Genomic DNA, 12,763 nt, shown 5'->3' on the forward strand with positions numbered 1-12,763 from the left:
TATTTCTAATTTTCTTCCGGATTTTCTTTTTTACCAGTCTTTTTTTCATCATAATCATCAAGAAAATGATGAACAGCCCCATCCTTTTTATAAGCAATGATGGTGCTTAAATTAACATTCTCCACACTTTTAAATAAATTGCCTTCAATATAGGGGTTAGTCTCCTTCAGCTGACTGATCAGATTCTTAATCTCCACCCGCTTGGAACCGGTATTTCCATCTGTCCTGCAGGTGGTGCAGGTATCAGTAAACCGGCATGCGCACTGGATGAAATGAAGGTCATTGTAATCCCGCCACCGTTTGATATCGTCTTCTCTGATGAGATACAGCGGACGGATGAGCTCCATACCTTCAAAATTGGTACTGTGCAGCTTTGGCATCATGGTCTGGATCTGGCCTCCGTACATCATTCCCATAAGAATGGTCTCAATCACATCATCATAGTGATGGCCAAGTGCAATCTTATTGCAGCCCAGTTCCTTCGCCTTGCTGTATAAATGCCCCCTTCTCATTCTTGCACACAAATAGCAGGGGGACTTCTCCACTTCATAGACTGCATCAAAAATCTGTGTTTCAAATACGGTAATGGGAATATTTAAAAGTCTGGCATTGTTTTCAATCACCTGACGGTTTGTTTCGTGATAGCCCGGGTCCATAACAAGAAATACCAGTTCAAAAGGAAACTTGTTGTGGCGCCGGATCTCCTGAAACAGCTTCGCCATCAGCATAGAGTCCTTGCCGCCTGAGATGCACACGGCTATCTTGTCATTTTCCTTAACAAGTTCATATTCATTGATCGCCTTGGCAAATTTGCTGAATAGTTCCTTGTGAAATTTCTTTCTGATACTCTTTTCAATCTCTTCCAGCCTGCTCTGACCCTGCTCTTCTTTCTTCATGGTCTCAATGAGCCACGCTCCGTAACCTCCTGCCAGGCTGTATGCCGTATATCCCTTTTCTCTTAAAGTCTCTGCCGCTTCCTCGCTGATTACACCCTTTAAGCAATACAAAACAATCTTTTTCTCTTTGGGAAGGTCGCAATCTTCCGCTGAGACTGCCTCCATCTCCATGTGAATGGCACCAGGGATAAACCCGTGCTGATAGGCTCGTTCCTCTCTGATATCCACCAGAACATATTCTGACTGATCCATCTGCTCCAGCTGTTGTAATGACAGACTGCATTCACAAGTATCCATGTATTCTGAATCCATATCCTTATCTCCTATTCCTTTTACGCTTTCTGCTGCCCGGCTGCAAGGTCTTTAATGACCTCTCCAGCGATGATCAGACCTGCAACAGACGGCACAAATGCCAGACTTCCGGGAATATCTCTTCTCTCTGTGCACTTATGGGCAGCTCCAGGAGGGCAGATACAGTTTGTCCGGCAGCTGATGGACATATCCTCGATGGGCCTGGTTGGTATTTCCTTTGAATAAACCACCTTAAGCTTTTTCACTCCCCGCTTTTTTAACTCTCTTCTCATAACCTTTGCAAGGGGACAAACCGATGTTTTATAAATGTCAGCGACCTCAAACTTGGTGGGATCTAACTTATTTCCTGCACCCATGCAGCTGATAACCGGAACACCCGCCTCTTTTGCCTGCATCACAAGCTGAAGCTTGGCTGTTACCGTATCCACCGCATCCACTACATAATCATAGTCCTGAAAGGAAAAATCTCCTGCATTCTCCGGTAAAAAGAAGCATTTATGCATCTCCACCTCAGCATCAGGATTGATCTCTAAGATCCGCTCCTTCATTACTTCTACCTTATATTTGCCAACCGTTTTTCTGGTGGCTATAATCTGCCTGTTAATATTGGTCAGACATACCTTATCATCATCAACAAGAACAAAGGAACGGACTCCGCTTCTTACCAGGGCTTCCACCACATATCCGCCCACTCCGCCAATTCCAAATACTGCAACTTTCGCTTCTGACAGACGCTTCATAGCGTCTTCCCCCAGTAACAGCTGGGTTCTGGAAAACTGATTTAACAAATGAATCTACCTCTTTCTACATTTTCTGCCTGTTGGTATAAAAAAACACACTTCAAGTAATTATACTTCGAAAAGTGTGTTTGGGCAATTCATTTTTACTGGATAAGGTTTCCCGCAGTCGGTAATTTGTTTTATTTAATAAAACGGTCAATTGCCTTGTTCAAATCCTCAATAGCCTGCTTGTCTCCTGATTCCACCGCGTCCACAATACAATGTTCAATATGATCCTTGATAATCACCTTTCCAGTCTGATTCAGTGCTGATATAACAGCTGATAACTGGATCAGAACCTCGCTGCAGTCTCGTTCCTCACTGACCATACGTTTCACAGATTCCAAATGTCCGATCGCACGGGACAGCCGATTCATAACCACCTTTGTATTGGTGTGCTTATGAGGGTGTCCGGGTAAATGGGAATGGGTGTATTCAGTTCCATCCTCTGCTTTATGTGTGTGATATTCCATGTTCTCGTTCATATTTGCTACTCTCCTCCATACTTGTCTATTGTACTCTAAATTTTGTTTTTTCACAATATGGAAGGTGAATTCTTATAAAGATTATACTTTGAATTCTTTTATATAATAAAATCATTTTAATATGATCGGTACAAAATCATCAGTCAAATAATACACCTTCATCTCTTTAATATTTTTGAGGTTGGCACACGAGCTATTGCATAACAAATAGTTGTATCATTATCTTCTATTTAATATTTCAAGACATAACGGTCATCTTTTAAATTCCCTTGACACTTCCTCCCAATCATGCTATACTTTTACTCCGAATTTTTAATACAACAGGAGGAAAACATGTCAACATTTTATGAAACCCAACGGCTTTTATTAAGAACACCAGAACTGTCATTTGCACCCATGATCACGGACTATTATATAAAAAACCGGGAATTCTTATCGGAATGGGAACCTGTAAGACCGGAGGAATATTACACCACGGAATATCAGGAAAAACAGCTGGAAAACCAAATCGCAGACAGTAATGCATTAAAACTGTGGATCTCCAAAAAAGGGGAAGAAGACAAGGTGATCGGCGCCCTGACATTCAGCAATATTGTAAAAGGAGTATTCCTCTCCTGCTTTCTTGGATATAATCTGGATAAAGATGAAATTAATATGGGCTATATGACAGAAGCTGTGAAAAAAGGAATTGAAATTATGTTTCAGGACTACGGTCTTCACCGGATTGAAGCCAGTATTATGCCACGAAATATCAGATCTTTGAAGGTGACGCAAAAGCTCGGCTTTCAGGAAGAAGGTCTTTCCCCACAGTACTTAAAAATTAATGGAAAATGGGAAGATCACCTACATATGGTATTATTAAACCATGATATGAATGAATAAGGGGCGTTTGAAAAATGGCTGGTTTTCAGTCATTGAGCAACACAGACGGAAACCGCCAAAAGCAATGCCTGGGGCGGTTTCTCGTTAAATTGGGGAATTTCAAGACGAAGATATAAAATGGAATTATTGTTTTTTTACCAAGCTGTAAAATCTCATGATATCACTTCTTTAAAACCTCGTTTACCTAATTAATTGCAATAAAAAACTAACTACCGTATTGATAGTTGGCACTCATATTTCTTGTCATGTAAGATGTTATGAATTCTTTTTTATATAAATTTTTAACGCTTTTATAGCTAGGAATAAAGCATATATGCCTACTCCTATAACGATTAATATTAGAGCCAATATAATCAGATTAATAATCGTCACAAAACTATCCATAGCCAACTGCCCCATAATAATACTCCTTACGTTCTATAATTAAACCTCATACAAATTATATAACTTATTCCACCAACTATCAATATTCAATTATCAAGGAACATTATTTCTTCAAGTTTCAGTTTTATGTATTAAATTTCTGCATAAAAAAACTACCAGCTTAATACTGATAGTTAGTAATTTTATTTATATAATTTAATATTTACGCATTGTGCTTAACAATCCACGTTTTAATAATTTTTGTTCACTTAGACTGTATACTTAAATTTTTAATTCTTTTATTATTTATATCTTTTATATAGTTTATTATTTCATCAGTTTTTTCTTGATTTATTTTCCAAATAGAATACTGGTATGGGAAGTTCATAATCTGAACAATTATTATTCCTGAACCTTTTACCGTATATTGGACTTCTTTTACCCCATAACAGTATATACTATAGTTTATTTCCCCAGCCCGAGTTTCGGGAGAGGTAAATAATTTGCGTTTCACACTTATATTTCCTAATTGTTTGGCTAATCCGGTTTTCGTAAACGGTAAACCATTCGTACCTTTACAATAATGCCGCCATTACTGGCGGCACGTACTTTATTATTTATTAACTACTGTTTTAAGGCATTCTTTTGGAAGTGATTCTGACCATGGAAGTAATTCTTTCATGAAATCCAGGCTGGTATCTTCCTGATGTTTCGGGATTTCTGTCAGCAAATATTCGAAATAATTGTAAGGCTTTAAGTTGTTGGCTTTTGCAGTTTCAGCAATGCTATAGATAACTGCACTTGCCTTTGCTCCGTTGATGGTATCAATCATGTGCCAGTTGGCTTTTCCAATACAGAATCCACGAATTGCCTGCTCTGCAGCATTGTTATCTGCAGGAACCATACCGTCTTTCAAAAATACTTTTAGATATTTCTCCTGATTCAGGCAATAAGTAAAACCCTTACCTGTCTCCGATTTTGGTGGTACTTTATCACGGTTTTCATTTATCCATGCAAAGAAAGCCTCCACCAGTGGTTTAACACTGAGTTGACGCCTTTTTACACGTTCCTCGGGTGAGAGTTCTGCAAGATCTTCTTCAATCTTGTAAATGGCACTGATCTGTTTTAGAGCTTGATAGGCAAGGGTATCCTTGGCCTTATCCTTCCCGACGGCCTTTACTACATCGGCAAATTTACGCCGAGAATGAGACCAGCACCCCGCTATAATCAGATCTTCCCGTTCTTTCTCTAGTGTATGGTAGACCTGATACCCATCCGTAACACAGATTCCCTTGTAATTCTTCAGAAATTCCCGGGGATGACTGGTGTTACGGGTTTTCTGGTATTCATAGAGTACAATGGGAGGGGATCCGTACATTTTTCCAGTACGGTAAACCCACATATAGCTTTTGGATCCAGCACCTCTTCCATCTTTGTTAACCAAAACTGGCGTTTCATCTGCCTGAATTACCGGACATTTATGCAATTCGCTGTGGAGATAATCCCATAGTAGGGAGAGATATTTTTCTGCGCATAAAATCGTCCAGTTAGCCATGGTCTGACGTGGGATGTGAACATCGTTTCTCGCAAATTCCTGTTCCAGACGATACAGCGGAATTGCATTCACATATTTAGAATTCATAATAGCTGCCTCAAGGGAGGGGGTTACGATGCTGTTACGGAGTAAGTCCATAGGACGGTCTGCCCTTATAATAGTCTGATCATCTTTCCCTGCATAAACTGCCACATGATGTTCTTCTACTTTAAAAGATGCAGGAGTGAATGTGAGCCGTTTATAGACCTCATCCGGGAGACGCTTCCAGCCATCTTTTCCAAAGAGCTCGGTAAGCTGATCTTCGGAAAGTTCATGAGGCACAGCTTCTGTTTCAATGTCATGTAAATCTTCCTCACGTTTTCCTTTGTGTTTTTTGCGTCTGTAGGGGTGAGGACAGACCTCTTCCATTTCAGGCTCTGAAATGATGAGAGCAGTATCGGCAGTCAATTCAGCTTCATTAAAACATTCTTTCATGGAAAGCTGACCATCGATTTCCAGTTTTTCGGAGGATCGTCCGAAGCGTTTCTGATTAGCAATAGCCACCTGCTCCGTCAGAAGCTCCATATTTCGGTTTAACTGCTCCATCTGTTCCTGCATGGCAAGAAAGAGATTAATAAGAACCTTCTTACTGCATTTATTCAATTCGTCTTCTGTATATTTGGATGCCATGGGAACCTCCGCTTTTGTGATGATTCTATTATACACAAAAGCGGGTTAAAAAGCGAATAGCACGGAAAAGAGACTTCGTCATAATGACGAAAGATGCCAGCTTAGAAAAGAGATAAAAATGAAGTAAAATCAAAGGATTTCCGGAACGTTATCCACCGCCACAGGAACACTCAAAAATGTATTGGGTGATTATTCCCCGGCTGTGAAGAGGGCTGTGGATAACCTCCGATGTGAAAGGCGGTAAGCCCCATGAAATATTTTTAATTTTCTACGAATTGCATAAAAATCATAAGGGAGATGAGGGTGTAACTTTAGGAATTACCTTTTGAGGATCAATTGTAAGTCCCTGCATCAGCCAGATATACTGCTCAGGAGTGATATCCGCTACATCATCACTGGTTCTTGGCCACTGAAAGCGCCCTGCCTCCAATCGTTTATAAAGCAGCAGAAATCCGTCTTCCTCCCAAAGCAAACCTTTAATCCGGTCGGAGCGTCTCCCACAAAACAGGAAAAGGATACCCGGAACGAATGGATCCAGCTTAAAATGTTCCTTAACGATTAAGGAAAGACCATCTATGCCAAGCCGTAGATTTGTGTAGCCACAGGCGATGTAGATCTTACTAAATCCGGTAGCATTATTCAGCATGAATCATTACCTGCATAATCGTCTGAAGAAGTATCGGTGATAATGTATTTTGGAATTCAAGAACGCAATTCCCAATACGAAGGATTGCCTCCGGCCGTTGTATATGAGAGATAGTTGATGAGGGTACATTTAGTTCAACAAAGGTTTGTGCAGGAGAAAGGGACGGTTGCAGTTCCTGAAAGACTTCTTCCCTGACACGACGCTGCCAATAATAGAATTGTTTCTCGTCAATTCCATTTGCAGTTATCCAGGATTTCTTAGATAATCCGCTGCTGTTACATTCGCGGATAATGGAAGTCCATTGGGCAAGCCGCATTTCATGTGAGATTTTATCCATAGATTAAGTACCTCCCAAAAGCATGTAGTTTTTTAAAGCTATAGACATTATCTCAAAAAAACTAACCAGGAACTAGGTACTAATGTTTTACCGTTTACCGGTTTTCTCTGAGTTTGATAATTTATCTAAATGCCGAATACCTTGATAGTCATACCATTCAATATTTATCTCAGTCGCCTTAACTATCCAGTCCCCACTTAAGTTCATATTATTCCAAATGAAATAAAGAACAAGAAAAATCAGAATAATAGCGCTAAAAGCAAACCAAAAATATTTTTTAATCAATTCCATTTTTCTATCATTCCTTTCGTTTTGAATAAGGGACAAATAAGTAATAAAAGATCTTTTATAATACTAATATTTGAATAGTAATTTTAACGCAAACTAGTAATACACTGCAAAGTTCGTAAATAGATAGCAGCTAATTTTAATCGCATATTATATATAACAATATTATAGTCTTTTATAACAATACCACTATACTTACTAACTATCAATATTAAGTTTTCAATGTTCGATAATATGTTAAATACTAATTATCCGGATTTACTGCAATAAAAAAACCACCAGCTAAATACTGATAGTTAGTAGTTTATAATTTACATTATTATACTGGAATTGATACGCTTTAATTGTTATTCCTTTTCACTCTTTTATTAACGAAATTCTCATTTTTGATTACTTTTCATCCCTATTCCATTATCAATACTTATAACAAACTCTCTTCACCCGCTGGACGATACTGCGGCAAAGTTATATACCATCTCGCCCCATATTTATCCATTACAACAGTTGCTAAAGGACTCCAGGGAAATGAACATATATCAATTATAACTTTACCTTCCTCTTTCAAGATTGAATAAACTCGATAAAACTCATCATCTGACATAACAGTATACCCCATCTCAACAGGATTAATGTACGACAAGTTCGTACCATTGGGAAGATTCGCATCGTTTGCTTCTGCAACAGCGAGAAAAGGAACATCATCTTTCAACAATTCCGAATGAAAGTAATTTCCGTCTTCATTTAGTACATGATATCCTAGTTCAAGTCCAAATGCATTACAATATAAATCAACAGCTTCTTTACTGTTTTTTACATAAATGCCTATTCCAATACTCATAATTCATCTTCTCCTAACTTAAAATAATATAAATACCGATTATATGACTTCATGATACATCAATAACTGCTAACCATCAATATTAAGTTTCCAATGTGCCTAATACGTTAAATTCGGGTTTTGACGCATAAAAAAGCTATTAACTTAATATTTCATAGTTAGTAGCTTCAAATATTTTCTTATTATTAAACTTGATATTTACCCGACGACAGACTAAGATGCGTTTAAAATAATCCATGATTATATTTTATTTGCCCATATAACATCATGAGGATACCAATTGCAAAGGAGACACCAAACACAATACCGCTTTTCGCACCGCCAATAAACAGGCTTGCCATGCCAGACAATAAGCTTCCAATGCCTATCACTATCATCCCAATTCCCATAATTCGTGTATACGCCTTCTTATCAGTTTCGTCAACTTTTGTATAATGATAATCATGCATAATATTTATCTTCTCTTTTATCCATAGAAGATATCCTAAATACACAAATAACAAACCAATTCCACCCATAATTATCAAGAATAGTATGTCTTCCAAATCAAACCTTCCTTTTACAAATTCCTATTTATACATCTAAGATACCAGATTTTCTAGTAACTATCAATATGAAGTTTTTAATGCACAATAGATTAGCTAAATACTAAGGGGTAAAACAGTAAAAACCGTCTCATACGATACAGTCCCACATTTATCCTCATATCCATCAATCGTATTTACTGTAACCGCTTCTAAACCGGATTCTTTCTTCTCAAATTGATACAGCGTATTGAAAAATGCGTCATAGGAGTATGCATAATCAGCATCCGGTATTTCTATGGTTGTATCAACAGTTCTTGACAAATGTTCATTAAAGTTCAGTTTGCTTTTAGCCGAGCTGATTAATGTATATAAAAACCAGCTGGTTCAGGAAGAAATTGAATTCAGGACCACTACAACTGCAGTCCCAAAGAATATCGAATGAATAAAACCACCGGTATTATAAATTAAGACCACCCGCAAACAAAGGTTCCCCCAATGATACAGGAAACCTCTGTCCGCAGATGATCTTTATTCTTCCTTCTTTACTTATATACGGCCGTAAAATCCACCAGCTCCACATCATGATCCCTCAGCCACTGTTTCACCGAAGGATCACAGGCTGTCTCCAAATCCCTGCATCTTGCTGTTGTCAGAGATGAGTGATCCAAAATATATGCATCCACATATCCCGGATGGAGATGAATGATATTAAATTCAAAGGGGCTGGACAGAATCCCAAACCGGTCTTCAATAAAATCCTGGGGCGTACAACCTCTGTTTAAAATTTCCATAGCCATAGGATTGCCCGTCATAATCTCATGGACCGGATACCACCGGTCTGTCTCCACCTCCGGTTCTGTCATGCAATGAATCTGGAACTCTGCAGCAGCCTGATGAAATGCCTTGCAGATGTTATTATTAATGACTGAATGACCTTCAAAATGATTGGGCAGATGTCCGGTCAGTTCTTTAAACCGTTTTATCTGGGCAGCCGTTTCCTTATAACAATCCTCTGCAGTCACCACAATATCCCCCAGACATTTCTGGTCTGATTCATCCTCCCTTTTCCATTTATAAGAGCGGTAAAACTCCCCGTTTTTATCCACAAGTGATGGAATCAAATCCGGATTGCACACCGGCTTTCCCTGCACAAAATTTGTATGGACAACCAGATTTGCCTCCGGCACCTCTTTCTTTGCAAGCTCCACACCGTGAGTCGCTGCTTCCATATTGCTCATAAGAGAGAGTACCGTAACGATCCCTTCCCGGTAAGCGTTCACTGCCCCGTAGTTATAACCTTTGCTAAATCCGAAATCATCGGCTGATACAATCAGTTTTTTACTCATGCGGTATCTCCTCCCTTCCCCATTCCTTTAAGAAATCCGGATTAAAAACAGGCCCTTCATCCATATCGTATACCTTCCTGCCCATGACAAATGTTGCAGCAGCCCGGTAATCATCGGTTATGACAGTAAAATCTGCATCTTTCCCTGCTCTTATGGAGCCTTTCTCTTTGTCAAAGCCATACTTTCTACAGGGATTTAAAGAAAACATGGGCCAAACTGTTTCCATGGGCATTCCCAGTTTTTCTGTCAATACACTTACCCCGTATAGAACAGGCTGGCTGGAACCCATCAGACGTCCGGTATCTGTTAACACAAACCCATCTCTCGATACATTGATCGTCATCCCCTGTTCAAAGCCCAGATAACTTCCTTCCGGAGCACCGGAAAACGGGGTACAGTCCGATATCATCATGAAATGTTCCGGTTTCTTAATCCTGAAATAAATCTGAAGCATCTCCGGACAGATATGCATCCCGTCACAGATCACCTCGCTTGACACCTCATTATTCAAAAGCGCCGCTCCCAGCCCCCCCACATCTCTGTGGTGCATGCCAGTCATAACATTCCCTGTATGAGTCGATACGGAAAACCCCTTTTTATAGGCTCTTTTCGCATCTTCATAATTGGCGTCACTATGTGCAAGAGCAAGGGTAATTCCTTCTGATAAAAAATATTCGATCACCGGATCAATTCCCGGAATCTCTGGAGCAAGGGCAACCAGCTTTAACAGTCCCTTTCCATCAGTAACCATCTGCTTTGCAGTATCAATTGACACCTCCGGCCAGCCTGTCTTAATTCCCTTTTCTCCCGTGCGGTTTAACCACGGTCCTTCGCTGTGTATCCCCAGTATCTGAGCTCCTTTTAAATTCTCTGCCGCCGCGTCGGCGACAGCAGAGATCATGGAAAGACCGGCGGTGGGGAATACACCGGTTATCCCCTGGGATGCACAGCCTTTTAAGTATCCGGCTAATGTTTCCCTTGTTCCTTTATCCATCAGCCCGTAGCCACAGGTTCCGTGATTGTGGGTGTCAAAAATTCCCGGTATAATCCTCATGTCTCCATAATCAATCACGTCCTCTGCGTCAGTGCTTTTTATAAATTCTTTTATTTTTCCTTCCTCAATTACAAGGAACCCATCCTTTAAACCATCCTCCATATAAATTCGTTTTGATTTGATTATCATTCGCTGTCCTTTCTAGATTAGAAAATCCCAATAAAGGCTCCGATAAAGGCAATGGCGAAGATTCCAACGATCAACTGCACCGGACGTCTTCCCTTTTTAATGAGACTCATCAAAAACAGTACCAGAATGATGCTTAAAATACCTGGAAAGATGGAGTTTAACACATCTGCCACCACCACAGAGGTCTGGCCCATGTGAATCGTCCAGTTCAGTGGAACATTGACAATTCCCGCTGTCATGGCTCCAACCATCATGACTCCTAAAATAGAAGCTGACTTTCTAAGAGCCGGCATTAATCCGGAGCTGAAAACCTGGTCTATAAATGAGGTTCCATAGATATATCCGAATTTCACACAGAAATATTTTAATACAGACTGGGTCACTCCATAAAGCAGAATGAAAATCGGAACTCCCAGGAAATTTCCCTGTGAACAAAGTCCAATGGCTACTCCGGCTGCAATGATTCTAAGACAGTTAAAGAACAGGGAATCAAACATACCAGCCGTTGGTCCCATTAAAGCCGCCTTGATGCTTTCAATGGTTTTTCCGTCTACGGAATTCTTTTCTTTGTGCTCTTTCTCCATGGCATAGGATAATCCTGCGATAAAGGAGAAGGGAACTGCGTGGGTGTTAAAAAAGTTCTGATGGCGTGCATATGCCTCTTTTTTTCCATCCGGATCATCCTTATAAACCTCTTCAATGGCTGGCTGCATAGTAGTGGTAAAGCCATTGGCCTCCATCTTTGTCATATTGAAAGAAAGGAAGGTTAAGTGAGAACGGATAAACATGGATTTTAATACTTTCTTTTCTGTATTGTCCAATAATCTCTTTTCCATTAGAAGAAATCCTCCTCTTCCTCAGATGGCTTCTGTTCGGCAGCCGCCACCTTCATATTTTTCATATCGATCAACTGCTTTTCATAGAAGAACATGGTAATTGCAATGGCAGCTCCGATAATGGCAATTGATAAGGAATCCATTTTTAAAATCTTCGCCATAATGTAACCTACAAAGAAGAAACTGGCTACCTCTTTTGACCAGATCATGGAAATCAGGATTGCAAATCCCACTGCAACCATCATACTGGAGGCAGCGGTAAGGCCTGTCATAAAGAATGCAGGAAGTGCATTTAAAGCCTGGTTTAAACCAGTTACTCCATAAGCAATGCCAAGGAATATGATAATAATATTGGGCAGCGGATAAATCAGACCGGAAAATACAAGGTTCTGAGCAAGAAAGCTGCCTGGTTTCCCGGATACAGCCAGTCTTTCCCAATAAGGTGCCAATGCGGAACTGACCGATAAGAAAATACTTGATAAGGAAGCCATAACAGTTCCGATGGGAAGGGCAATGGCAAGTCCGGTTTCCACATCAGAGCCAGTTAATACGGTGTAGCAAACGGCAACAATACTGGCGGATAGCGCATCTGCAGGAACAGAACCTCCGATGGCTGAGATCCCCATAAATATAGACTCTAAGGATGCCCCCATGATAATGCCGGTATGAAAATCACCCAGTAAAAGTCCCAGGATCGGAGCCACCACAATGGGACGGTTCAAACACTGCCATGATAAAATATAAGGATCCATAACATAGAAAAACCAATACGTAAGAGTACCAATGATTGCAACTGTCATAACGGACATAATCCTTCCCTC

General features: G+C 40.0%; 17 protein-coding genes. 1 reads left to right on the forward strand and 16 read right to left on the reverse strand.

Features of this window, described 5'->3' with window-relative positions:
* Positions 1–5: 5 nt before the first annotated feature.
* From ABS301_RS01340 to ABS301_RS01350, 3 genes are all read right to left on the reverse strand, one after another.
* The gene (locus ABS301_RS01340) at positions 6–1,208 is read right to left on the reverse strand and encodes a rhodanese-like domain-containing protein (protein WP_349670475.1); all 1,203 of its coding nucleotides are present in this window, start codon (positions 1,206–1,208) and stop codon (positions 6–8) included.
* Positions 1,209–1,228: 20 nt separating this feature from the next.
* On the reverse strand, positions 1,229–1,996 hold the full coding sequence (locus ABS301_RS01345) for a tRNA threonylcarbamoyladenosine dehydratase (protein WP_349670233.1): 768 nt from the start codon (positions 1,994–1,996) through the stop codon (positions 1,229–1,231).
* Positions 1,997–2,127: 131 nt separating this feature from the next.
* A complete protein-coding gene (locus ABS301_RS01350; protein ID WP_349670232.1) occupies positions 2,128–2,472 on the reverse strand; it encodes a metal-sensing transcriptional repressor in 345 nt (114 codons plus the stop codon).
* 333 nt (positions 2,473–2,805) lie between these two features.
* Here ABS301_RS01350 and ABS301_RS01355 point away from each other — a divergent pair, with 333 nt between their 5' ends.
* A complete protein-coding gene (locus tag ABS301_RS01355) occupies positions 2,806–3,354 on the forward strand; it encodes a GNAT family N-acetyltransferase (protein ID WP_349670476.1) in 549 nt (182 codons plus the stop codon).
* Between the two features lie 255 nt (positions 3,355–3,609).
* On the opposite strand, the gene ABS301_RS01360 is transcribed toward ABS301_RS01355, so the two are convergent.
* The 13 genes from ABS301_RS01360 to ABS301_RS01420 all read right to left on the reverse strand — a co-directional run bounded on the left by ABS301_RS01360 (position 3,610) and on the right by ABS301_RS01420 (position 12,751).
* On the reverse strand, positions 3,610–3,753 hold the full coding sequence (locus ABS301_RS01360; RefSeq protein WP_349670477.1) for a hypothetical protein: 144 nt from the start codon (positions 3,751–3,753) through the stop codon (positions 3,610–3,612).
* Between the two features lie 229 nt (positions 3,754–3,982).
* Positions 3,983–4,231, reverse strand: a complete 249-nt coding sequence (locus ABS301_RS01365) for a hypothetical protein (protein WP_349670478.1) — start codon at positions 4,229–4,231, stop codon at positions 3,983–3,985.
* A 99-nt stretch (positions 4,232–4,330) separates the two neighbouring features.
* A complete protein-coding gene (tnpC, locus tag ABS301_RS01370) occupies positions 4,331–5,941 on the reverse strand; it encodes an IS66 family transposase (RefSeq protein WP_349670479.1) in 1,611 nt (536 codons plus the stop codon).
* Positions 5,942–6,227: 286 nt separating this feature from the next.
* A complete protein-coding gene (tnpB, locus tag ABS301_RS01375) occupies positions 6,228–6,587 on the reverse strand; it encodes an IS66 family insertion sequence element accessory protein TnpB (RefSeq protein ID WP_277405559.1) in 360 nt (119 codons plus the stop codon).
* Positions 6,577–6,924: an IS66 family insertion sequence element accessory protein TnpA gene (tnpA, locus tag ABS301_RS01380; RefSeq protein WP_277405558.1), complete on the reverse strand. Its 348-nt coding sequence runs from the start codon at positions 6,922–6,924 to the stop codon at positions 6,577–6,579. The genes tnpB and tnpA overlap by 11 nt, the downstream gene beginning before the upstream one ends.
* Positions 6,925–7,011: 87 nt before the next feature.
* Positions 7,012–7,215: a hypothetical protein gene (locus ABS301_RS01385; protein ID WP_349670480.1), complete on the reverse strand. Its 204-nt coding sequence runs from the start codon at positions 7,213–7,215 to the stop codon at positions 7,012–7,014.
* A 418-nt stretch (positions 7,216–7,633) separates the two neighbouring features.
* The gene (locus ABS301_RS01390; RefSeq protein ID WP_349670481.1) at positions 7,634–8,050 is read right to left on the reverse strand and encodes a VOC family protein; all 417 of its coding nucleotides are present in this window, start codon (positions 8,048–8,050) and stop codon (positions 7,634–7,636) included.
* Between the two features lie 224 nt (positions 8,051–8,274).
* Positions 8,275–8,595, reverse strand: a complete 321-nt coding sequence (locus tag ABS301_RS01395) for a DUF3784 domain-containing protein (RefSeq protein ID WP_349670482.1) — start codon at positions 8,593–8,595, stop codon at positions 8,275–8,277.
* Between the two features lie 96 nt (positions 8,596–8,691).
* Entirely contained in the window at positions 8,692–8,898 is a 207-nt protein-coding gene (locus ABS301_RS01400) for a hypothetical protein (protein ID WP_349670483.1), read from the reverse strand.
* 221 nt (positions 8,899–9,119) lie between these two features.
* Positions 9,120–9,923 carry a ChbG/HpnK family deacetylase gene (locus ABS301_RS01405; RefSeq protein WP_349670484.1) on the reverse strand — a complete coding sequence of 268 codons (804 nt, stop codon included), beginning with the start codon at positions 9,921–9,923 and terminating at the stop codon, positions 9,120–9,122.
* Complete coding sequence (locus ABS301_RS01410; protein WP_349670485.1) at positions 9,916–11,106, reverse strand: N-acetylglucosamine-6-phosphate deacetylase; 1,191 nt, start codon at positions 11,104–11,106, stop codon at positions 9,916–9,918. The genes ABS301_RS01405 and ABS301_RS01410 overlap by 8 nt, the downstream gene beginning before the upstream one ends.
* A gap of 17 nt (positions 11,107–11,123) precedes the next feature.
* Complete coding sequence (locus tag ABS301_RS01415; protein WP_277408171.1) at positions 11,124–11,942, reverse strand: PTS system mannose/fructose/sorbose family transporter subunit IID; 819 nt, start codon at positions 11,940–11,942, stop codon at positions 11,124–11,126.
* Positions 11,942–12,751: a PTS mannose/fructose/sorbose/N-acetylgalactosamine transporter subunit IIC gene (locus tag ABS301_RS01420; RefSeq protein WP_349668636.1), complete on the reverse strand. Its 810-nt coding sequence runs from the start codon at positions 12,749–12,751 to the stop codon at positions 11,942–11,944. The genes ABS301_RS01415 and ABS301_RS01420 overlap by 1 nt, the downstream gene beginning before the upstream one ends.
* Positions 12,752–12,763: the final 12 nt, after the last annotated feature.

This window comes from Lacrimispora sp., from assembly GCF_031982545.1.
Classification (GTDB): Bacteria; Bacillota; Clostridia; order Lachnospirales; family Lachnospiraceae; genus Lacrimispora.

Excerpts from the sequence above, each read along its gene's own strand:
- ABS301_RS01340 (WP_349670475.1), bottom strand. The coding sequence starts at position 1,208 with ATGGATTCAGAATACATGGATACTTGTGAATGCAGTCTGTCATTACAA.
- ABS301_RS01350 (WP_349670232.1), bottom strand. The coding sequence starts at position 2,472 with ATGAACGAGAACATGGAATATCACACACATAAAGCAGAGGATGGAACT.
- ABS301_RS01355 (WP_349670476.1), top strand. The coding sequence starts at position 2,806 with ATGTCAACATTTTATGAAACCCAACGGCTTTTATTAAGAACACCAGAA.
- ABS301_RS01360 (WP_349670477.1), bottom strand. The coding sequence starts at position 3,753 with ATGGGGCAGTTGGCTATGGATAGTTTTGTGACGATTATTAATCTGATT.
- tnpC (WP_349670479.1), bottom strand. The coding sequence starts at position 5,941 with ATGGCATCCAAATATACAGAAGACGAATTGAATAAATGCAGTAAGAAG.
- tnpB (WP_277405559.1), bottom strand. The coding sequence starts at position 6,587 with ATGCTGAATAATGCTACCGGATTTAGTAAGATCTACATCGCCTGTGGC.
- tnpA (WP_277405558.1), bottom strand. The coding sequence starts at position 6,924 with ATGGATAAAATCTCACATGAAATGCGGCTTGCCCAATGGACTTCCATT.
- ABS301_RS01385 (WP_349670480.1), bottom strand. The coding sequence starts at position 7,215 with ATGGAATTGATTAAAAAATATTTTTGGTTTGCTTTTAGCGCTATTATT.
- ABS301_RS01390 (WP_349670481.1), bottom strand. The coding sequence starts at position 8,050 with ATGAGTATTGGAATAGGCATTTATGTAAAAAACAGTAAAGAAGCTGTT.
- ABS301_RS01405 (WP_349670484.1), bottom strand. The coding sequence starts at position 9,923 with ATGAGTAAAAAACTGATTGTATCAGCCGATGATTTCGGATTTAGCAAA.
- ABS301_RS01410 (WP_349670485.1), bottom strand. The coding sequence starts at position 11,106 with ATGATAATCAAATCAAAACGAATTTATATGGAGGATGGTTTAAAGGAT.
- ABS301_RS01415 (WP_277408171.1), bottom strand. The coding sequence starts at position 11,942 with ATGGAAAAGAGATTATTGGACAATACAGAAAAGAAAGTATTAAAATCC.
- ABS301_RS01420 (WP_349668636.1), bottom strand. The coding sequence starts at position 12,751 with ATGTCCGTTATGACAGTTGCAATCATTGGTACTCTTACGTATTGGTTT.